Genomic DNA, 18,821 nt, shown 5'->3' on the forward strand with positions numbered 1-18,821 from the left:
AAAAAACCCGCCGAAGCGGGTCTGTTGTAAGTCAAATATTCACATCGCTATATCAATCAAATGCCATTTACCGGTGCCGATTTCATTCCTTGCCTTCACGTAGTACTCGGTACGGACTGTTGCCCCAAGCGCATTTTGGGAATCGACGTACCCCCATATTTCGTGGGTGCAGTCACCTAGATATCTTGTCCGCAAAGGTCGGTCGCCGAACTTTGCCGTGGATGGCGATTTCAGTTTTTCCTCAACGAATCGCTGAGTCACAATGAAGGTATTGAAAGACACCTCGCACGCAGCTCGGTCTCGCTCCGTCTTTTCTTGAGCAACCATTGCCGCTTTTGCATTCATCCGCTCTTGTAACTTCTCGGCGCTACCATAGTTGAAGTAATACCAGCCCCAGATGGCGGACAAAGCGCAGATTAGGACAAGTAGGGCCGCGCCAATCTTCCGCTCGCCATCGGCAGCATTCGCCTGCTGCTTGCAATAGGGCAGCGCTACGCTGACCAGCACACCACTTAAGACGATGAGTGCAACTACTAGCATCCCTGCCCCTCCCCATAAGAAAGGGCCAATGTAGCAGACGGCCAGCACTACTTCCCAGCACCGCGCAGCAGCGCCTTCATCTGCTCCGGTTTGCGCGCATTGCCGTCGTCTTCCTTCTTGCCGCCGCCGAACGGGTTGGTGGCCTGCAGGAACTGAATCTTCGACTCATACGCGAGCAGGATCTCGGGTATAGGCGTCGACCACGCCACGGCGGGCGCCCATCCGAGCCAGCCGGTAGCCAGCCCGTAGAGATGGTCGACGTAGCTGCCGTCTTTTACGGCGCTTTGCTTGCCCGAGTCTTTTTTACGTTTCCCGACTCTTCCTCTGGCTTGGCGTCAGAGGGGTTGAGAAGCGCCACAACGAACGGGACAACCTGAGCGGTAATGTCGGCCACGCCAGCGGCGAACACGGCTTCAGGGACCTCTTTGGCCTCTTTCGGGGAGAGATTGGCGCCCGCCACGATTACATGGCTGACTGCATCGACGCTCAGCGAGCCGAGGCCGTCCAACGCGGGACGCAGACCGCCGAAGCGCTGCTCGATCTTGCGGACTGCGGCCAGGGTCGGCTCCAGTTCGAACTCGAACTCGCCAACGGTCACGGTGGTTTTGCCGTACAGGGTCTTACTTGTCATGGGTCACTCCAGAATTCAGGGGATGCGCGGCCCGGTTGAGCCGCGCTAATCGGCTTACGGGGCCGCGATTTCCAGCACTTCGGTGCCGATGGCGATGGAGATGTTGGCCTTGACGATCTCGTCAGCCGAGCCAGCGGAGATGCGGCGGGACATGACCTTGCCGGAGAAGTAGAAAACGTCGCCGTCTTCAAAGGTGATTTTGAAGTTGTAGTCGGTCGAGCCTTCGTCCTTCAGGGCGGTGTTGAGCGCGGTCTGGCCGGCATCGCCAGAGTCGAAGCCTACGGTCAGCTGGAGATCACCAGCGTCATAGGTGCCCTTGAACTTGCGGACGCGCCGGTTCGCCAGGGCGGTAAAGGTGGAAGCGGAAACTTCGTCGCCGAATTCGCCGATCGACTCGACTTCACCTACTGCGGTGTAGGTGTCGAGGGCATAGCTTGCGGCGTCAGTGGCGACGACCTTGGTGCCGATGGCAAACGTTGCGCCGGCTGCGGTATTTACGGGCATGGGTAGTCCTCCAAAGGACATTGGATGTAGCCGCAGTGCGGCAGGGTTTGGGGTTGGGTTACTGCTGGGTGTTAACTTTCAGCGTGACGGCGCCCATGTAGGTCACGCCGTCAGCGTCTCGATTGGTGATCATGCGCTCGATGCGAATACCGAAGGCGCGGCCATCAGCGAGAACGAGCGGGCGCTGGTTGAGCGCGGCATACACCTCGCTCATGATCTGCTTCACTTCGCGCTGGCCGGCGTAATTCGACCATGCGGTCAAATACAGGAAGCGGCTTGCGCGGTCGCGCCCCGCAATGGGGCTGGTGCTGGTTGCGATTTCGGAATCAATCGTGAGGTACGGCGGCGCAGTGCCCATCGGCACGGCGTCATATACCGGCACGCTGAGTTCGTCGCTTAGGCGGGCGTATAGCGCGGCCTGTAGCGGTATTGCTGGGTCAGCCATCTGCACTCCTCGCCGCCTTGTCCAGAGTCGAAGCAATTGCCTCGCTCAACAGTTTGCGGATCTCGTCTTTGTTCAGGTCGTAGCTGGGCCGAATGAACGGGTGCGCCGGTCGGGCGGGAATGTCTGGCGCGTAGCCGAAGAAAGTGGAGCCGTCCGACTTGTTCGTCGGGTTCTTGCCGGCCTTGCCTTCGCGGCCCTTGGTGCCGTACTCGATGAAGCGCAGGAAAAAGAACCGGCGGGACTTCTTTTTCCCCCTGATACCAATCTGCGCGTCGAGGCCACTTTTCGAGACGAACGCCTCAAGTGCTGCCGCCGACTCGCCGGTATCTTTCGGGATGAGCTGCCGCTGTGTCTCCAGAACCAGATCAGCCGCTTTCTGCATCGCGGGACGCAGATCCGACTCCATCTGGTTACCGATGCGCCGGAGCAGGCCGCGAAGTTTGAAGTCGCCGCGAACCGAGGATCGTCTGGCCATGGTTTCTCCAGGCATTAAAAAACCCGCCGAAGCGGGTTTATGGTTTCCATGCCTTCACAATTAGCGGCACAGGATCGGCAAGGGTTCTAACGACCATCTCACCCTCGTTTAGCTCGGGCTCCTCGCTCCAAAGAATCTGGCCACCTGCAATAAGGTCTGCATGCTCTTTAATCGCTACAGGCCGACGCTCGACCTTTCCTCCTTGGAGGCGGACTAGCATTGTTTCCTGGCCTGCCATGTCATCACCTCACTCGCTTTCAGATACGAGCATATTACGCCGCTCCTACGGATTCGCCACGCTCGAACACAGCAGCTGCATAATGTCGCGCTCGTTGCTCGGCAGGACCGCTTCTATCCGGTAAGTGATGGCGCCATTGACCAGCCGGCGACCCGCCACGAAGTCAGCAGACGGACGCACGCGGATCTCCGCAGACACAACAGCGGTCAGCTGCTGCGCCACGTTCGAGACGCGACCCGTTGGCGTAGTGATTTCGCACCAGACCGGGCGCAGTTCGGCCCATCCGTCGATGCGGCCGCCCATGCCGTCTGGAACGCTTTGCTCCGATTGCAGGCTGCAGCGGTGCCTTAGTTTGCCGGCTCTCATACGCCTAGCCCTACGCGGTACGGGTTGAGCAGACGCAGAACGGTCGGATTATCTACCCGGCTCACGCCGACGAAGGAACCCTCTCGGTTCTCGTACAAGTCGCCAATAGTGAGCAGGATCGCGGCTTTCACCGAGGCTGGAACAGGCTCCTCTGCGCCCGCGTCGTCATGCCATGGAATGGCGCGGTTCATGTATTGGCTGGCGTAGTCCTGGGCCGCGTCATTCAGCAGCGCCAGGTGAGCGTCCTCGGCGTTTCCGTCCAGGCGCAGGTGGCTCTTGATCTCGTCCAGTGTCAGAACGGCCATGTGGCACCTCTACCGCTAGCCCTCGAACAATCAGTTCGCGAGCATGATGATCTGTCGTCTCGAATGCCTGCCCCTCGGTCACAACTGAGTGATTGAGCAAGATCGGACGGAGTGCTTTTAGTTGCATCGCTATCCCTCAAACCGACCGCCCGAAGGCGGCCGGCTTATCAGCCGTTACGGCGCCGGAACGGCGAAGGTGCCGTAGATGAACGCCTCTGGGCGCTTGACGGCTAGCGCCAGGCGCTCTTCGCAACGAATCGAGATCATGTTCTTCTCGAAGTCGTCGGCGTTCTCGGTGGAGATCACGACGTTGGCGTCTTCGCGGTCGAAGATTTGCGCGGCAGTCTGGAATGCGCCGGTCAGGAACTTGCCCTGGAAGGCGGCGATCTCGGTGGAGACAACCGGCAGACCCCAGAGGGTCGGGCCTGCAACGCTCAGCGGGTTGCCGATGATGTAGCGGCCCAAGGTGTCCTTGGTCAGCTCGATCTTCGCCCAATCGCTGAAGTGCAGGACGTGACCGGATGCCGGCAGGCGCGCCAGTTGCGCTTGCAGCATGGCCAGGCGCAGCTCGTCGATCTGGGTCATGGCTTCCGGTGCGAACGCAGCGGAGAACGCAGTGGCCTGCGGCACGATGCCGTGCAGGTGAACGCCAGTGCCGTCACCGAACAGCATTTCCTGCTCTTCGACGTACTTGAGGCCGTAGCGCATTTCGGCGTCCACGGTCGATTGCAGCTGCGCGAAGTCGTCCAGAATCTGCTTGGACGCCTTGAACATGTGCGCGATGGTGGTAACCGGCGTGATCTTCGTGTTGAACGCAATATCACTATACGGCTTGCCGCCGACCGGGTTTTCACCGACAGCTGCGGCGTTGTTGGTGAAGCCGGTCTGCTGAACCCAGAAGATGGCCGGGGAAGTAGTGCGGCCCGAGGCGATCAGGTCACGCAGGAACAGGCGCTGCTTGGGCATCACGTCGATGCCAGGCAGGCGCTGCGGCTCCACGACGCCATCGGCTACGTCTGTGCTCAGCAGTGCGGCATTCACCGGAACGCTGATGCGGCGGTTGCCCTGTACGCTCTTGGCGAATTCGGCCAGGGCTTCGCTCTTGACCACTTCGGCGCCAACACTGGTGCGCTTGTTCGCGGCGGCCCGGGTCGGGATGCGGGCAAATTCCTGCTCCAGCTCACCGAGCTGCGCCTTCAGTTGCTTTTCGGCCTCGCTCAGGCTGTTGAACTTCAGCGCCATTTCATCGACGGCAGCCTTGGTTTCAGCCGACAGGCTGCCGGCGCGCTTGGCTTCACCAAGGGCGGCTTCGGCCTTGGTGCTGAAATCGCTGGAGGCTTTTTCCAGCTCTGCGCTCATTTTGGCGAGCAGTTGGGCTTGTTCGGACATGGGTAAATCTCCGTTATCGGGTAGCAGCTGCCGAGAAACGCGCCAGTGCGCGCTCTAGATCGGCGATGGGTTCGGCCAGATCGGCCAGGGTTTCGGCAGCGTCGTGCGTACCGGGCCCGGCAGCGCATGGCGTACCGGACTTGATTTCTTGAATGAGGGCGCGGCGCTCACTGCGCGGCATGCCCTGCTTGGCTAGGATGGTGTCGAGCTTGCGGGCAGCGATCAGGCCACTCTGCGCTCGGGCGCCTTCCTTGACTGAATCGGAGTCGAGAAGCGAATCGGCAAAGCCCTGCTCAACGGCTGCGCTTCCACCAATCCAGGTTTCGGCGTCCATCAGCTGTTGCATGGCCTCGATATCAGCGCCCGTGCGGGCTGCGTAAATGTCAGCCATGGAGGCGTCGAACGGCTCCATCATTTCGGCAACTTCGCGGAATTGGTGGCGGTTGCCAGCAGCGATAGTCCAGGCGTTGTGGATCATCAGGAAGCCCGAGCGGGCGATCTGCAATTCATCGGCGGCCATCGCAATGACAGAGGCGGCGGACGCGGCCAGGCCCAGCACCTTGACGGTCACCCGGCCTTTGTACTCACGCAGGATGTTGTAAATCGCCAGCCCCTCGAACATGTCGCCGCCAGGGGAGTTGATACTGACCGTCACGTCAGCCCCACCGATTGAGCGCAGCGCAGCAGAGATGCGCTTGGCGGTCACGCCCTCGCCCGTCCAGGGATCGGAGCCGATGGCGTCAAGAATCGAGATGGTGTTCTTCTCGTCCTCTGCCGCCTGGATGCTTGGATTCCAACGCTCCATTGCTTGCGGCAGCAGGTCGAAGGAAACGCCCGCGCAGGGGCGCCCCGCCAGCGCTGCTGGAAGGCTCTTTTTCGTCATGGTTACTTCTCCAGCGGGGCTTGACTTTGGCCTAGCAGCTCAATCGGCAAGAGGTTGGACTGCACTGTATGTACGTTGCCGCCCGGAATCGGCGGCATGTTTTCCAGCCGGCGCACCTCGTCTCGGTTCATCCAGCCGTTTTGTAGGGCGGTGGAGTAGAAGGTAGTGCGGGCGTTGATATCCGCGCGGAGCATGCCCTCGACCGAGAATTCCCCATAGATCGAATCCGACTCAGGGAAGCCAATCAGGCAGCGCGCCACCTCGTCCTCAATGTTCTTCAGGATGGGGCGCAGCACGTTGGTCAGGAACTGGAGGTTCATACCCTCCACGCTGCTAGCCCAGCTGCTTTGCTTGTCCATATGCCCGACCATGTGCGGCGGGATGCGGAACCAGCGACAGATTTCTTCAACCTGGAAGGCGCGGGTCTGGAGCATCTGCGCGGCTTCTGGGTTTAGCGTGATGCCTTGATATTTCAGTCCCGCTTCCAGAACCATCAGCTTGCCAGCGTTGGTTGAGCCAGCGAATGCGCTCAGGCTTTGGCGCAGCTGCTCGCGCTGGTCTGGTTTGAGCGCGCCGCCCTCATGGGTCAGCACCCCGGACGCCTGCATACCGTTGGCAAATACCTTTGCGGCTGCTTCGTCTGTCGACATGGCCGAGCCGATCACGTTGCGCCCCATGTAGACAGGCAGCATTCCGCAAACACCGTCCAGGCCCAAGGCCCGGATGTGCATCAAATCCTTTTCGCCAAACTTGCGCTCGGTGCCGTCCTCAACGCAGGTGTATTCGAGGCGCCCATTCTCCAGCCGCTTCACCTTCATCAGCTGCGGCAGGAGTGGAATGAGCGCGACGATCCGCGTACCGACATAACGCTTCTCGACATAGGCGTTACCCCACAGCGCGAGGCTGGCAACAATCATCGACATGAAGCGGCTCGGCGTCATCTCGGCGTTCGGGCTCTGGCACAGCACCCGGTATAGCGGGTGGTTAGAAGCCGAAACACGGGAGCCGTCCGCCTGGCGCTGGTACAGCTTGAACGGCAAGGTGGAGATGGTTTCGCTCAGCAAGCGCACGCACGACCAGACTGTAGATAGCTGCATCGCGGCATCAACCGTCACGACCTTACCGCTATTCGACGTGCCGAACAGATCCTGCCAGAACGCGCCATTGGTAAGCCCGACCGGCACGCCTAGCCAGTTCAGCAGCGCGCTCTTTACGCGCCCCGGCTTGTTAGATTCGGCCATTAGATTCCTACCATGATTGGGTTAGAGAGGAAGCCGGCCATATCGCCCTGCTCCTCTTGTTCGCCGCTTGCCGCAGCGACGGCCATCGCCAGGGCCACCATCCCGTCAATACGGCCGGTAGCTTTAGACTTGGTAAACTTTCGCCCGCCTGCCGGGTCGGTGACCGCTACAGCGTTAGCCGCGCACATCGTCAGCACCGGCTGATTGCCATGGCGCAGCTTGTGCCCCAGAAGTCGAGTCTCAAGCTCGCGCAGCGCGGGGCTCATTGACACGAAGCCTTGGCCGAACTCCTTGAACCGCCCCAACTCCTCTTCACTGAACCCGACTCGCTCCAGCCACGGCTTGAGAAAGCGCATGTTGTAGCGGTCGAAGTTCAAGATTCGCACGTCATAGCGGTCAAACAGGTCTCGCAGGTGGTGAGCGATAAACTCATATTCGATTGCACGGCCAGGGCAGGTCTGCAGGTAGCCATCCCGCGCCCATTGGTCATACGGCACCCGGTCGTTTCGGGACTTTTCCGGCAGACCCTCCTCGGGCAGCCAGAACGTCGATTCAACGTCCCCGCCATCGGTAACCAACACCAGGGCGGTCAAATCGTTCACGCTCGAAAGGTCAAGCCCGCCATAGACGGGCTGCCCTTCCAGGCTGTCGGGTTGGTCGCCATTGGCTTGCCAGATAGACCGGCTCACAAATGGGCTGCGGGCCTCAACGCGCTGATTGAGGATCAGGTTGCGGTATGCAGGCTCACGGCTTGGCAAGCGCTTGGCGTCTGATGCTTGGCGCCTCACCTCGTCCTGGTTCATGAACTCGTCGAAGTGCGGGTTAGCCGCCCTGATTGCTTCGTCGCTGAATGGGTCAAGGTCCATCGGGGCGGTGCACAGCTCGACCTTGTTGCGCGGATCAGCGCCGGTCAATGCGTCATCGATCAACAAGCTCAGCAGATCAGCATCGGTTGGCGCCTGAGTACTGATAATTATCGACAGCGGGTTTTCTTGCGCTGCCGATGCAGTCTCTAGCGCCTCGTAAAGCTGCGAGCGCGGACCGATAACCTGGCCTAATTCGTCGTGAATGATGAGCGCAGGGCTCAAGCCAAACTTGGTCGCAGCGTCAGCAGATAGGGCTTTGTAGAAGGTGCCGAGGTCGCCGCACAGCAGTTCCTTGGCCGTGTCGCGGATGTTCACATACTCGGACAGGTCCGGGCTCATGCGAACAACCTTGGCAGCCAGCTCGAACAGTATCGCAGCCTGATCGCGCGACTGCGCAGCGCTGTATAGCTGCGAATTCGGGCGAGCCTCTGGGCCGCACAAGTGGAGCAGAACGATAAATGCAGATAGCGCGGTTTTTGCGTTCTTCCGAGCCATGCTCAAGATGAACACGCGCGTCGGGCTGTCGTAGATGCGCTTGATCCACTTGCGTTGATGCCTGGTCAGCTTGACTCTCTGGCCGACCAGCTTACCTTCAGGGATGCAGCAAAACGTCTCAATCCACTCGCAGTTGCGCTCGCCTCTGGTCAGCCGTTTTCGACCTGCCATGGTTTACGCCCCTTATTGCCCTGGCTCGCCGTGCTGGCGGACTTGGCGTTGTATAGACTTTGCTGGGTCAGGCGCATTGAGCGGAGTAGCGCGTTAATCGCTCGCGTCTCGCGCTCTAGCATTGCACCGAGTTTGTCGAACCGCTTCATGCCGTCATCATCGACCAGCCACGCCGGGTCGAACTCTTCCAGCTGCTGAGCAATGAGGTCTGACTGGACCTTGTGCCGACAATACTGAATCAGCATCGCGGCGTTTTCCGGGCCGAACCAGTCAGCAGGCCTGGAGTTCACCACTGCGACCCACTCAGCCTTCTGCGCCGGGGTCAAAATGAACGGTGGGGCTAGTCGTGAATCAACCCCTACCGAAGCCGCCACGGAAAGCGAGGCGACAGATTTCTTGCCTCGTTCGGCCATGGCGAATTACCAAAATTGTTGCGGTTAATGAAAAGTGAGGGCGAGGACCGGTATTGCTACAGCCGGCGCTGAGCTTTCGAATGGCCCTACCCTCACGCCGGGAATCCGAAGCCAAGCTGCCCCGCAGACTGCGCGCCTTTGGAGTGGTTGCACGCCCTACAGGAGCAGGCAACATTCCCCCAAGAGTGGGCGCCACCAGCCGCAAGAGAGACAACGTGGTCAAGCTCTGGCGCAAGTGGATCGCAGCGCCCCCTCAGTGCGCGCTTGGTCTTTACCCCGCATAGATGGCATCGCCACCCGTCACGCTCAAACACCTTTAGAGGATCTATGCGATCCGCCAGTAAGCCGCGCATCTTCGCCCGCCGCTTACTCTTAGCAACGCGCCTTGCCCTCTTCCCGGCCTCGGTTGCCCGGCTCTCCTTTCTGCGCGCACTGCGCCTCTGCTTCCGGCAGGCATCACTGCAACACGCTCCGCGAGCCTGTTTGTGCTTCTCAAGCACTACACCGGCTCCGCATACGCAGCAAGGCGCAATCTGCTCGGACTTTGATAGCTTCGGCGGCTGACTGGCGAGGGCTAATCGCCGCTTGACGTTTACCCCTATGCGGAGCAGCGCCCTACGCTCTTCTCCGATCCTAGTCTTAGCTCTGCCGTAACACTGCTTAGTGCAAAACCTGCCGGCATCTTTGTCGGTGCGGACGAGTCGACTGATCGGGGCGTGACAGCCAGCGCAAAACCGAGGCCGCAACGCGAAACCGAACCTCTCCCCGTAGCGATGCCGCCGCGCACATAGGTCTGAACAGCAGACCTGAGCTTCGTACTTCTTCCGCGTGATCGTGAACGGTTCGCCGCAGGACGGACAGCTTTTCGTAACAGGCACGAACCGGTTCGCCTTCGGAGCGTAAGCGCTCGGGCGACAGCCTGGGCGGCAGTACAGTTTGCGACGGCCGCGAGGACCTTTACTTTGAAACAGGTTCCCGCACGCAATGCATGCGGTACAATCGGCATCAGCCATAGCCGTGATCCTCGAACGATCAGGTTTGTGGTCAGAGCCCGGTTACTGTTGACGCAGTGCCGGGCTCGCTTGTTTCTGGGCCTTACTATACCGCATCACCGATTCCAGTGACTGCTGGGATCTAGAGGCGAGCCATTTAAGTCGCAGCCGGGCAGAACACCAGACCTTTCCAGCCTCTGCTTCGCGCTGTCGTGGCATGGCTTGCACAGGCTGTCGAGGTTGCTCTCATCGAAGAACAGTTTCTCATCACCCCTGTGCGGCTTCCTATGGTCAACCACTGATGCAGCAGTCACCTTGCCTAGTGCTTGGCACAGTTTGCACAGCGGCTCCCTTTGGAGCTGATGCCAGCGGAGACGATGCCATCGCTTCCCGTTGTAGAGGTGATGCCATGCAGAGGCGTTAGCCATACGCGCACCCGACCAACGACCCAGCCCACCGCACAGCCTCTATCACTCCCCAGCCGATACAGCTAAGGGTGAGGAAGCAGGAGGTGAGGACGAATGCCCAGGTGATGCGCTTCATGACCCGATCCCACTGCTCAGGTACGGCCACGCCTTATCGAACACGGCTAGGAGGACAGCAGCGGCGCCTAGCCCGTATGAGAGCTTGCCGCCTAGCTTGTCTACCTTCTCTGATACCTCGTCCTGGCTCTCTCCGATAGCGGTGAGCTGACGGGTCATGTGCTCGAACTGTTGCTCGAGCTTGGTCAGTCGGTTGGGTGACTGGGCGTGGTCGCGGTCGAATCTGTCAAGGCGGTGCCGGGTTACGGCTGCCTCTTGCTCCAGGGCGCCGACACGCTCGTGCACCGTCCTGACATCGTGGGTGTCGGTCATAGTGGAGTCTCGTTAGGAATTGGTCCGGCCTCACATGCTCAGCGATCCGCTCGGGGCTAGGAGGCAGGCATGGGGCCGGAAGAGGTTTGCCGGAGATTTGTGCGTGAACATTTGCGTGGCTTCACGAAAATGATCAGAGGCCTCCCGGCTGATAGGTCGGGCGCAGGGTGGCGAGCCCTTCAAGCTGCCGTTTGCGATGCCCGGAAACGAAAAAGCCCAGCGGTTAGGCTGGGCTCTTGAATTGGTGCAGGTGGCCGGCGCTGATCTCCGGCTTGAATTCTTGCTTAACGACGTGCCGCGCATCCGTTTACGTGCGCGATCTCAGTTTCAGTCCCTGTCATCTACGGGCCTAACGCTGCGCATCAGCCTGCGCATTCACCTGCTCTCGGCCATCTCAACGCGTGAAATGACCAAGATAGGAAACATAGTGATCGTTTGATCGGTTGAATGCAAGATGTTTTTGAAGTTTTATTGCTCAAGCGCCTGAATCAATGGCAGACAACCGCAAAATCGCCGTGAATCTTGCGTGCAGCTGCCTCGTAGACGGCTCTTGCTTCGTCAACAGTGTCATAGACGCCCAAGTCCCTCTGCTTACCACCAAAGTGGATTTCGGCACGGAACCTGTTCTTGTGGGGCCATACACCCTTCACGCCAGTCTTTGATGATCTGCTTACCGGCTTGTTGCGACAGTTGTCCGCCCGCGTCGCGTGCCTAAGGTTCTCGATTCGGTTGTTTGCCCTGTTGCGATCTATGTGGTCAAGCTCTTCTTCAGGCCAAACCCCATAGACATAGAACCAGGCAAGGCGATGAGCTAGATAGGTGAAGCCAGCCAGCTTTATCCCCCAATACCCGTCTACGCGCGGCCCTCCTGCAACGCTCCCAGCCTTAGCTAGGCGGCCACGGTTTACTGCCCATCGGAATAGCCCCGTCTCCGCGTCGTATTCAAGCAGCTCTAGCAGCCTTGAATGCTCTAGCGCATCTTGCTTTACGACTTGCTTCTCCAGTCGTGCATCCGTTTTCATCAGGCCGCCTCCCCTGCAATCAGGCCTTCCCGATCAAGAATCTCTTGCGCCAGCAAAAGGCCCTCGTTGACTTGCGCCTCAAGGTCGCGCCGGATTCCGTTCCTCCATCGACGCAAAGTCGACTCAGGGCGACCGCCATCATCCCAATTAGTCATGTCGTACCAGCCTGCAGGCATCACATTGGTCGACCGCTTTCCGTCCGCTCCGGGCAGTTTTGGGAAGGCCCACGTCGCTACCGCGCACTCAACAAATCGTTTAGGCGCTGGAGACTTCAGGCCGCTAGCGATAACAGTCATCGCGGCGCGCTTGCGCTCCATGTTTGTGCTGTATTTCGCGGTCAATGCCAGCCACAGACCAACCGGCAGTGCCTTGTGGAGCCGGCCATGAACCCAGCAGTCCGTCAGGAACGCCGCTTCCTTCCCGCTGATCTCGCCAGGAATGCGCGCAGCCTGAACCTTTGGCTCAAAGTCCACGCCGCCCGCGCTGTTGATGGTCTCCGCAGCCAGGGCCCGGACTACTGCTGATACAACTGACTGGTAGGTCATGCTGCCTCTCCTTTCAACATCTCAGGGCTGACGGTGTGACGCGATACTTCGCCGTGCTCTGAATGCATGACGATGCACTTCATGTTCTGGCGCGCGCGGTAGCCTCCGAAGGCTGCATAGGCGTCCTTGGCGGTCAGGGTGTTGAAGCTCTCGACGGTCACGCCGGCATACTCCTTCACGCTCTGGTGATGGACGTGGCCCAGATACCAGTAGCGATGCTCAGTGCGGCCCCAGGCTTGAGCCTGATCTGCGGCCATAACGCCCGGCAGGCGCTCGCCCTTGCAGGTGTGGCCGTGGTGGCAGCCAATCAGCACCTTGCCGAACTCGATGTAGTGGAATGCTGACGGGGCGCGATCGATCTGAACGCGGGGCTCGTTCTCGTAGGTGTGTCGCAGGGCTACGCTCATCCACAGAGCGCCTGTGTCGTCGTGATTGCCCACTACGTTGATCACGCGCACCGTCTTGTGCTTCTTCAGGGCTGACGTGATGCACTGGCGCATGACCATCATCCCTACGTCGATCATCTTGGCGTAGCGGCCGTCCAGATCCATGACGTGACCGGAGCGCTCTGTCATGCCGGCCATGTTGTCAGCGTGGAACCAATCTCCGAGGTTGATGATCACCGCCTGCTCTGCTGCCGGCGCCAGCTCGACCAGGGCAGCCATCGCGCCGCACTGCACCTGTACAGCGCGGGTCATGTCCCAGCTTTCGCCCTGCGTTTCGTCGCCCCATGCGCGCATCCCGATATGAGCATCACCGATCGGGTATACGGCCATCAGGTGAGGCAGGGTGCGCTCTGGTGACATAACCGACCCAACCTGCGGCAGTTCAGCTGCCATAGCCTCGGCGGCCTGCATGAACAGCTCACGCTGGCGCTCGTGGTCGATGCTGGTCTTCACCCACTGCAGCTTCGGCTTGCCTTCCTCGTCATACAGCGTCGAGGTGCCCTTGAGGTGAAAGCCGTCCGGCACGGTTTTGGTCATGCCATGCTCAGGACTCCAACCCTTGCGAGCCAGCTTTGCCCGGCGAACCTCAATCGTGCGCGTCCATACACCGAAGTGCGTGGCCGCTTGCGCGTTGGTCATGGTCTTGAGCGCTTCGATAAGCTGCTCGTCTGTGAATACGCGTGCGGCCATTAGGCTGTCTCCCCCTTCTGCCCAAACCGGGCGATCAAAATAGCGTCGGCCACCGCTTGCCCCTTCCCTTTCAGGTCGAGAATGCGGAGGTCCGGGTAAAGCTGAATGGCGCGGGATCGGGCGGCGTCTTTGTCGGCCCCGATGAGGCCCGCTTTTTTCTTCCATGCTTGCGGCGTGACCAATGTGTAAGGAATGCACGCTCCTTGCAGGATGCCCTCGACCACGCCAGCGGCATGGCCAAAGGTGAACATCGAGGAAACGCCCTGGCCCGGCATGGCGCCGACCTGCTCGAGATACGCGTGCGTCGGCTCCCGGTACTTGTGCTCGCGGAGGAAGGCGGAAATGGCAGCGCCGTTCACGCGGCTTTTGGTGCCGACCTTCACTGTTGGCATGAGGATGTGCGCAACGTAGCGGTAGTCGTTGTGCATGAGGACGACTGCGCCGGTGCAGCCAGGGTCGATTCCGATGATCATCTACTCCCCCTCGCCTTCAGCGCTTGCACAACGGCAGGCCGCGCACTCTCTGGAACAGCCGCCAGCAGAACGTTGCCCTGCCTCTGCCTCTCCGGCCCCTTGAGGTCGCGCACCTTCCACCTGATCAAGCAGGCTGTCTTGTCCGCTTCGATCAGCTGCCGCTCCGTCATCGTCAAGCAGGCCAGATTTAGCGAGCCATTCCGCGCCGAACCCGTCATAGGCCGCCCCATCGTTTCCGTTCTGTCCAATCACATCGATTCGGCTGATCTTCATGCCAGTTCCGCCTTCTCGGCTTCGGTGCGGTAGTCGATGGTATTGATCTGGCCGAACTGCGCTTCTTGCACTTTGCTCAGGTGAGAAAGCAGGCGCTCCAGATACCAGCGGGCCTTCTTCACGTCCTCGATGCCGTTCTTGGCCTCGTACCGCCACAGGTACTTGATGATGTTCGCGGTGCATGCAGCCTCAATGCCGCGCTTGTCGACAGTGGCCGACTCGATAGCGTCGATGCACTCAACGCCGCCGCGTGTGTAATGGGTGGGGTTGATTGCGTCGCTCATGCTGCCTGCTCCAGTCCGATCAATTCCATGACCCGCGCCGGGAGCGTCAGGCCCATATCAAGCAACTGCAGGGCGCAGTCGCGGATTAGTGTTTCCTGCTTCCCATAGGCCAGCTCGAAGCGGGCCTTGTAGGGGTGAACTGCGATCAGGCCGGGCGCGCCGTAGCCGTCTTGGTGATGGCCAGCGCACAGCGGCAGAACGAGCCAGTGCGCGTTTGGCTTGGTGCGGCCATCGACGTGGTGGATGCTCACGACGTGGTTGCGCTGATGGCCTGCCGTGTCGCGATGGCAGGCTATGCAGCCGATGCGCTGAGCGAGCTGATCGTGATAGCGCTTCTGTTCTGCGGATGGGTTACGGCCTTTCATGCTGCCTCCCCAAAGTCACGCTGCATCCGCATGTACTCGCTGTCCTCGGGGTGCGACAGGTAGATGCCGTGCTCCATGGCCCACTTGTCGACGCAGGTCATGAAGGCGTGCATCTCGCCCTTGTCGAGGTCACTGGTGTGGCGCAGCTCGGAGCGCTTGGTGATCTCGCCTGTCCGCAGGTCGATATCCTCGATCTCCTCCTCGCCGAGAAACGTCTGCTTCAGGTTCCGCTTCATGTTCGTTTCGTTCATGGCGGCACCGGTGGCGAAAGTCGTCTTGCCCATCGATACGAAGAAGGCCGCGATCTCTGCGCACCACTTATGGAACAGGGAGTTCTGAGGCAGGCTGCGGCCCGCACCGGTGATGCTGACGTTGCACGGGAAGCCTTTGGCGCGAATGGCAGCGGTCACTGCGGAGAGTTCACCCAGGCCGTTGACGCGAATCCTCTCAGCCATGGCGGCGCCCCTCCCTCATCGAAGCGCAGTCGATGCAGCACACCGCCCACGGCGCAGCACGACGGCGAGCGGCCGGAATCTCGATGCCGCACTCCTCGCATTCCTCAGCGCCCTGCCCCTGCAGCCTGGCCTGTACCAGCGCCACACCACCTATCCGATCAGCCTCCTCTAGGCCAGTAGCGCGATCTGTTACGTCGGGAGCTGTGCGGGCCTGCTCGTAGGCGGCGGCCATTTCTGAAAAATCACTCATCTCTTCGCCCCATAGGCCCGCTTCTGCGAGCCGTCCATCTGAATCAATCGGTAGTCGTTGCCGCGCTTGATGCGGATGACGGTGTTTTCTTCCTCGTCCACGATGAAACCCGCTGCCAGTGCCTGGGCGAGGGTTGCGCGCTGGGCGAGAGTGAGGGAGCCGGAGCGGTTCATGCCTTCACCTTCGCGCGCAGTGCGGCAATAGCGGCCAGTCCGACTTCAGGCGTGCGGACGGTCACGGTTTCCGGCAGGGCCAGCGGGATTTCCCGAAGCGGCTCGCCGGTCATAACCATGCGCACGGTGATGGCATAGTTGCGGTCGAACAGCTTGCGGCTGCGCTCTTCGGGCATATTTGCCAGCTCGTAGAAGCCGGTTTCGCAGGCTGCGTGGTGGACGGCCGGGTGCGACCAATGGCGATCAGCGGCTGGATGGGCATTCGCGCAGGCCTCGCGGTACGCCTTCGCCGCATCTGGTAGGCCCATCATTTCAGGGGTCGGCTCACACCAGCGGATGAAGCGGCCAACGCTCGGGGCGAAGTCGCCACCGGACTTGCGGCACTGCTGGATGCCGAAGCGGATCTGCTCAAGCGAGTTGATACCAGCAGCCATGAATCCCTTGATCCATGAGCGTTTAGCGGCCTTCAGCGAGTCCTCATCGGGCCATGCCTGCTTCCAGGCCGGGAAGATGCACTGCAGCTCAGCGAACAGGCTGTTGACGACGCTGGCGGTGCCTTGGTCGATAGCGCGAGGCGCGTTGACCGGCTCAGCGATGGCGACGTGGTTGCCGCTGGTGGCGGACGGGATCAGATCCTTGACGTTGCGCATCACAGATCCCCCAGATCGTTTGCCCAGCTGGTGTCACCGCTGTGGAAATCAGGGGCGGACGAGTTGCGAGCCGGCATACGGCCCTCAGTGGTCAAGCGGTTAACAACCCAGTCGACCTTGAAACCCTGCCAGCCAGCGACCAGCGCTTCGGTCATTGCGGTCTCAGCGGAGATGCCAGCGGCTACGCACTTGTCCAGCTCGGCGTTCAGGGCGGTCCAGACGGTTGCGCTCAGTGCGGCACGCTTCTTCTCGCGCAGGGCAATCCAGTCTTGGAGCAGTTGGTCAGGGATGGCATGGGGGTTGTCAGCCAGCATGTGAGTCAGGCCGAACCCTGCCGAGGATGGCTTGCGGCTCTTCGCCTTGACAGCGGGCTTGCTCTTCCCGTCGGGCGTTACAATATCTTCCGTAGGAAGATTTGTTTTCTTTGTATAAAGGAAGCAAGTTGCCGTTTTGGTCTCACTCGCGTCATGTCTCAGTGAGACGATTTGGGCTGAGTGAGACGTTTTGGTCTCAGTGAGACGGTCTTGCTTCTCTTCGTAGAAGGACCACTCGGAGACTGGGGAAATACCCACCTCTCCACGGCTTCCACCTACGCGGAACATGATGCGGCGCTCAAGGAGATGACTGATCGCCTTGGAGACAACGTCACGGCGCATGTTGGTCAGCTTGCCGATCTCGTCGGCAGAGAGACGCTTGCTCTCGACGTTGTAGCCGATAGTCTGGCGGGCGATAGCCATCACGACGCGGAACTCACGAGCTGGCAGATCAACTGCAGCCAGAGCCTCCATGATGCTGTTGTCCATCCGGGTAAACCCCCGTTGGGTGTTGCCAATGTGAATCACGTTGTCCATAATCTTTCCCGTAAGTACGTTGTCCTGAGCCCACCCTGATCCGGTGGGCTTTTTTATTGGCCCTTTTCAGGCCCCCGCTTCCTTGCCCTGATTAGGGCGAGGTCTGTTACTTCTGCTGCTACCACCCGGCTCCGAATCACCTTGTGGTTCTCGGCGATCATCTTCAGGATCTCTCCTGTTGCGTCCTCGACCGACTTGTTAAGGCCGTTCGCCATCTCCCGCAGGAATCTCCGTTCCTCGTCGTCAAACTCCCCCAGCTCAATCAGCTCACCCACAAACTTCCCCTGCTCAGTGCCTCTAAACGGCGGTACGCTGCTCGGTAGTGGCAGACTGCCCCTTAGCCTCGCGGATGAACTCTTTAATCAAGTGGCGGGCTAACACGGCGGGCTGCATGCGCATCTGGTTGGCTAGCGCACGAAATGCGCAGTCGTCGTAGTAATCCAGGCGGGCTTTAACGATCTGTTCTTTCTTGTGGCGGGGGTTGTCATACATGGCGAGAAAACTCCTTATCTCTTCGTGGTTAGGGTTACGCTGCTTTGCGGGACGCGGAACGAGTGGCTTTCTTATGCAATCGCTCGATCTCCTTGCCGATCTCGTACCGAACAGACGTACCCTTGAGGGCGCGGTTAATGTTCGGTTGGCTGGTCCCGCTAGCCTCGGCAATTTGCCGCTGTGAGTAGCCCAGACTGGCCAGTTCACAGAGCATCTGTTGGATGGTCATTTGATACGATACCAATCAGGTTATGTATGGCCGATGATACGCAAACGCATGACTTAGAGCAATACAATCTCGATATACAAAACCGTATCGGGGATGAGATGAATATTGCCTCGCGTCTTGCAGGCTTGATGAGGGCTAGAGGGTGGTCAGAGGGGGAACTCTGGCGCCAGTCTTCTGTCCCGCAACCAACGATTAACCGTATACTTTCTGGGGAGAGCAAAAGCCCCAGGCGAGATACCGTGTCCAAACTCGCCAGAGCCTTGAAGGTTCCGCCTGAGTGGCTGCTCTTTGGGGGTGGTGCGCTGAGTAACGTCAGCCCCACTTTGCAGCCACATAGGGAAGCGAGGAAGTATCCCTTGATCAGTTGGATTGCTGCTGGAATGTGGGCTGAATCGGCCGACAATTTTATGCCCGGCGATGCCGAAGAGTTTATCGAATCGGACGAGAAGGCGGGCGATAGGGGCTATTGGCTTGAGGTGAAGGGCCTGTCGATGGTTTCCCCAGGGGACGGCGCGAGCTTCCCACCTAAGATGCGCATTCTGGTTCAGCCGGAAGGCTTTGATCTCGTCAGCGGGAAGTTTTACGTTGCCAGACTTGGCGAAACGGGCGAAACCACGTTCAAGCGTTATGTGAGAGACAGCGGCGTCGAATACCTGGAGCCGCTGAACCCCTCTTTTAAGACAATCGAGGTCACGAGCGATGTCCAAATCATCGGCCGCGTCATCGACGCCAAGCTAGCGAAGTCCGTCTTCTAATATCACCGCGATATCAAAAGCCCGCCTCTGAGCGGGCTTTTTTGTGCCTCAGATTCCCCG

General features: G+C 59.9%; 31 protein-coding genes. 2 read left to right on the top strand and 29 right to left on the bottom strand.

From position 1 onward, the window contains the following. Window positions 1-39 precede the first annotated feature (39 nt). The 16 genes from AC4LFW_RS13405 to AC4LFW_RS13480 form a co-directional block, all read right to left on the bottom strand. Window positions 40-540 (bottom strand): hypothetical protein, encoded by a 501-nt coding sequence (locus AC4LFW_RS13405; RefSeq protein WP_491819598.1) that lies wholly within the window; start codon window positions 538-540, stop codon window positions 40-42. 47 nt (window positions 541-587) lie between these two features. Beyond that, window positions 588-749 (bottom strand): hypothetical protein, encoded by a 162-nt coding sequence (locus tag AC4LFW_RS13410; RefSeq protein WP_491819599.1) that lies wholly within the window; start codon window positions 747-749, stop codon window positions 588-590. Window positions 750-814: 65 nt separating this feature from the next. Continuing rightward, the gene (locus AC4LFW_RS13415) at window positions 815-1,171 is read right to left on the bottom strand and encodes a hypothetical protein (RefSeq protein WP_491819600.1); all 357 of its coding nucleotides are present in this window, start codon (window positions 1,169-1,171) and stop codon (window positions 815-817) included. Between the two features lie 54 nt (window positions 1,172-1,225). Continuing rightward, window positions 1,226-1,675, bottom strand: a complete 450-nt coding sequence (locus AC4LFW_RS13420; RefSeq protein ID WP_491819602.1) for a phage tail tube protein — start codon at window positions 1,673-1,675, stop codon at window positions 1,226-1,228. Window positions 1,676-1,733: 58 nt separating this feature from the next. Next, entirely contained in the window at window positions 1,734-2,120 is a 387-nt protein-coding gene (locus AC4LFW_RS13425) for a DUF3168 domain-containing protein (RefSeq protein WP_491819603.1), read from the bottom strand. Continuing rightward, on the bottom strand, window positions 2,113-2,595 hold the full coding sequence (locus AC4LFW_RS13430) for an HK97-gp10 family putative phage morphogenesis protein (RefSeq protein WP_491819604.1): 483 nt from the start codon (window positions 2,593-2,595) through the stop codon (window positions 2,113-2,115). Before AC4LFW_RS13430 ends, AC4LFW_RS13425 begins: the two co-directional genes overlap by 8 nt. A gap of 283 nt (window positions 2,596-2,878) precedes the next feature. Further along, window positions 2,879-3,199, bottom strand: a complete 321-nt coding sequence (locus AC4LFW_RS13435) for a head-tail adaptor protein (protein ID WP_491819605.1) — start codon at window positions 3,197-3,199, stop codon at window positions 2,879-2,881. Further along, a complete protein-coding gene (locus tag AC4LFW_RS13440; RefSeq protein ID WP_491819606.1) occupies window positions 3,196-3,504 on the bottom strand; it encodes a head-tail connector protein in 309 nt (102 codons plus the stop codon). The genes AC4LFW_RS13435 and AC4LFW_RS13440 overlap by 4 nt, the downstream gene beginning before the upstream one ends. Window positions 3,505-3,678: 174 nt before the next feature. Then, window positions 3,679-4,893, bottom strand: a complete 1,215-nt coding sequence (locus tag AC4LFW_RS13445) for a phage major capsid protein (RefSeq protein ID WP_491819607.1) — start codon at window positions 4,891-4,893, stop codon at window positions 3,679-3,681. A gap of 13 nt (window positions 4,894-4,906) precedes the next feature. After that, the gene (locus tag AC4LFW_RS13450; RefSeq protein ID WP_491819608.1) at window positions 4,907-5,776 is read right to left on the bottom strand and encodes a head maturation protease, ClpP-related; all 870 of its coding nucleotides are present in this window, start codon (window positions 5,774-5,776) and stop codon (window positions 4,907-4,909) included. Between the two features lie 2 nt (window positions 5,777-5,778). Continuing rightward, window positions 5,779-7,017: a phage portal protein gene (locus AC4LFW_RS13455; RefSeq protein ID WP_491819609.1), complete on the bottom strand. Its 1,239-nt coding sequence runs from the start codon at window positions 7,015-7,017 to the stop codon at window positions 5,779-5,781. After that, window positions 7,017-8,531: a terminase large subunit gene (locus AC4LFW_RS13460; RefSeq protein WP_491820225.1), complete on the bottom strand. Its 1,515-nt coding sequence runs from the start codon at window positions 8,529-8,531 to the stop codon at window positions 7,017-7,019. The genes AC4LFW_RS13455 and AC4LFW_RS13460 overlap by 1 nt, the downstream gene beginning before the upstream one ends. Next, on the bottom strand, window positions 8,528-8,962 hold the full coding sequence (locus tag AC4LFW_RS13465; protein WP_491819610.1) for a hypothetical protein: 435 nt from the start codon (window positions 8,960-8,962) through the stop codon (window positions 8,528-8,530). Before AC4LFW_RS13465 ends, AC4LFW_RS13460 begins: the two co-directional genes overlap by 4 nt. 92 nt (window positions 8,963-9,054) lie before the next feature. Next, window positions 9,055-9,975 (bottom strand): HNH endonuclease, encoded by a 921-nt coding sequence (locus AC4LFW_RS13470; protein WP_491819611.1) that lies wholly within the window; start codon window positions 9,973-9,975, stop codon window positions 9,055-9,057. Window positions 9,976-10,070: 95 nt separating this feature from the next. Beyond that, entirely contained in the window at window positions 10,071-10,382 is a 312-nt protein-coding gene (locus tag AC4LFW_RS13475; RefSeq protein WP_491819612.1) for an HNH endonuclease signature motif containing protein, read from the bottom strand. A 111-nt stretch (window positions 10,383-10,493) separates the two neighbouring features. Beyond that, a complete protein-coding gene (locus tag AC4LFW_RS13480; RefSeq protein ID WP_491819613.1) occupies window positions 10,494-10,808 on the bottom strand; it encodes a hypothetical protein in 315 nt (104 codons plus the stop codon). 196 nt (window positions 10,809-11,004) lie between these two features. Between AC4LFW_RS13480 and AC4LFW_RS13485 the strand changes: the two genes are divergently transcribed. Next, entirely contained in the window at window positions 11,005-11,247 is a 243-nt protein-coding gene (locus tag AC4LFW_RS13485) for a hypothetical protein (protein ID WP_491819614.1), read from the top strand. 49 nt (window positions 11,248-11,296) lie between these two features. Here AC4LFW_RS13485 and AC4LFW_RS13490 read toward each other — a convergent pair whose 3' ends face one another. The 13 genes from AC4LFW_RS13490 to AC4LFW_RS13550 form a co-directional block, all read right to left on the bottom strand. Further along, window positions 11,297-11,830: an HNH endonuclease gene (locus tag AC4LFW_RS13490; protein WP_491819615.1), complete on the bottom strand. Its 534-nt coding sequence runs from the start codon at window positions 11,828-11,830 to the stop codon at window positions 11,297-11,299. Continuing rightward, window positions 11,830-12,375: a hypothetical protein gene (locus AC4LFW_RS13495; RefSeq protein WP_491819616.1), complete on the bottom strand. Its 546-nt coding sequence runs from the start codon at window positions 12,373-12,375 to the stop codon at window positions 11,830-11,832. The genes AC4LFW_RS13490 and AC4LFW_RS13495 overlap by 1 nt, the downstream gene beginning before the upstream one ends. Further along, a complete protein-coding gene (locus AC4LFW_RS13500; protein ID WP_491819617.1) occupies window positions 12,372-13,511 on the bottom strand; it encodes an oxidoreductase in 1,140 nt (379 codons plus the stop codon). The genes AC4LFW_RS13495 and AC4LFW_RS13500 overlap by 4 nt, the downstream gene beginning before the upstream one ends. Beyond that, window positions 13,511-13,984: a hypothetical protein gene (locus AC4LFW_RS13505; RefSeq protein ID WP_491819618.1), complete on the bottom strand. Its 474-nt coding sequence runs from the start codon at window positions 13,982-13,984 to the stop codon at window positions 13,511-13,513. Before AC4LFW_RS13505 ends, AC4LFW_RS13500 begins: the two co-directional genes overlap by 1 nt. Before the next feature lie 269 nt (window positions 13,985-14,253). Then, window positions 14,254-14,541: a DUF3310 domain-containing protein gene (locus AC4LFW_RS13510; RefSeq protein ID WP_491819619.1), complete on the bottom strand. Its 288-nt coding sequence runs from the start codon at window positions 14,539-14,541 to the stop codon at window positions 14,254-14,256. Beyond that, the gene (locus AC4LFW_RS13515; protein ID WP_491819620.1) at window positions 14,538-14,906 is read right to left on the bottom strand and encodes a Ref family recombination enhancement nuclease; all 369 of its coding nucleotides are present in this window, start codon (window positions 14,904-14,906) and stop codon (window positions 14,538-14,540) included. Before AC4LFW_RS13515 ends, AC4LFW_RS13510 begins: the two co-directional genes overlap by 4 nt. Further along, the gene (locus AC4LFW_RS13520; protein ID WP_491819621.1) at window positions 14,903-15,361 is read right to left on the bottom strand and encodes a NinB/YbcN family protein; all 459 of its coding nucleotides are present in this window, start codon (window positions 15,359-15,361) and stop codon (window positions 14,903-14,905) included. The genes AC4LFW_RS13515 and AC4LFW_RS13520 overlap by 4 nt, the downstream gene beginning before the upstream one ends. Next, complete coding sequence (locus AC4LFW_RS13525) at window positions 15,354-15,611, bottom strand: TraR/DksA C4-type zinc finger protein (RefSeq protein WP_491819622.1); 258 nt, start codon at window positions 15,609-15,611, stop codon at window positions 15,354-15,356. Before AC4LFW_RS13525 ends, AC4LFW_RS13520 begins: the two co-directional genes overlap by 8 nt. Continuing rightward, complete coding sequence (locus AC4LFW_RS13530) at window positions 15,608-15,784, bottom strand: hypothetical protein (RefSeq protein WP_491819623.1); 177 nt, start codon at window positions 15,782-15,784, stop codon at window positions 15,608-15,610. The genes AC4LFW_RS13525 and AC4LFW_RS13530 overlap by 4 nt, the downstream gene beginning before the upstream one ends. Then, the gene (locus AC4LFW_RS13535) at window positions 15,781-16,434 is read right to left on the bottom strand and encodes a replication protein P (protein ID WP_491819624.1); all 654 of its coding nucleotides are present in this window, start codon (window positions 16,432-16,434) and stop codon (window positions 15,781-15,783) included. The genes AC4LFW_RS13530 and AC4LFW_RS13535 overlap by 4 nt, the downstream gene beginning before the upstream one ends. Beyond that, entirely contained in the window at window positions 16,434-17,285 is an 852-nt protein-coding gene (locus AC4LFW_RS13540) for a replication protein (RefSeq protein ID WP_491819625.1), read from the bottom strand. The genes AC4LFW_RS13535 and AC4LFW_RS13540 overlap by 1 nt, the downstream gene beginning before the upstream one ends. Before the next feature lie 53 nt (window positions 17,286-17,338). Next, window positions 17,339-17,560, bottom strand: a complete 222-nt coding sequence (locus AC4LFW_RS13545) for a hypothetical protein (protein ID WP_491819626.1) — start codon at window positions 17,558-17,560, stop codon at window positions 17,339-17,341. A 22-nt stretch (window positions 17,561-17,582) separates the two neighbouring features. Then, a complete protein-coding gene (locus AC4LFW_RS13550) occupies window positions 17,583-17,777 on the bottom strand; it encodes a hypothetical protein (protein ID WP_491819628.1) in 195 nt (64 codons plus the stop codon). A gap of 327 nt (window positions 17,778-18,104) precedes the next feature. Between AC4LFW_RS13550 and AC4LFW_RS13555 the strand changes: the two genes are divergently transcribed. Next, on the top strand, window positions 18,105-18,761 hold the full coding sequence (locus AC4LFW_RS13555; RefSeq protein WP_491820226.1) for a helix-turn-helix domain-containing protein: 657 nt from the start codon (window positions 18,105-18,107) through the stop codon (window positions 18,759-18,761). Window positions 18,762-18,821: the final 60 nt, after the last annotated feature.

The sequence above is a fragment of the Stutzerimonas sp. C6.4V genome, assembly GCF_058536345.1.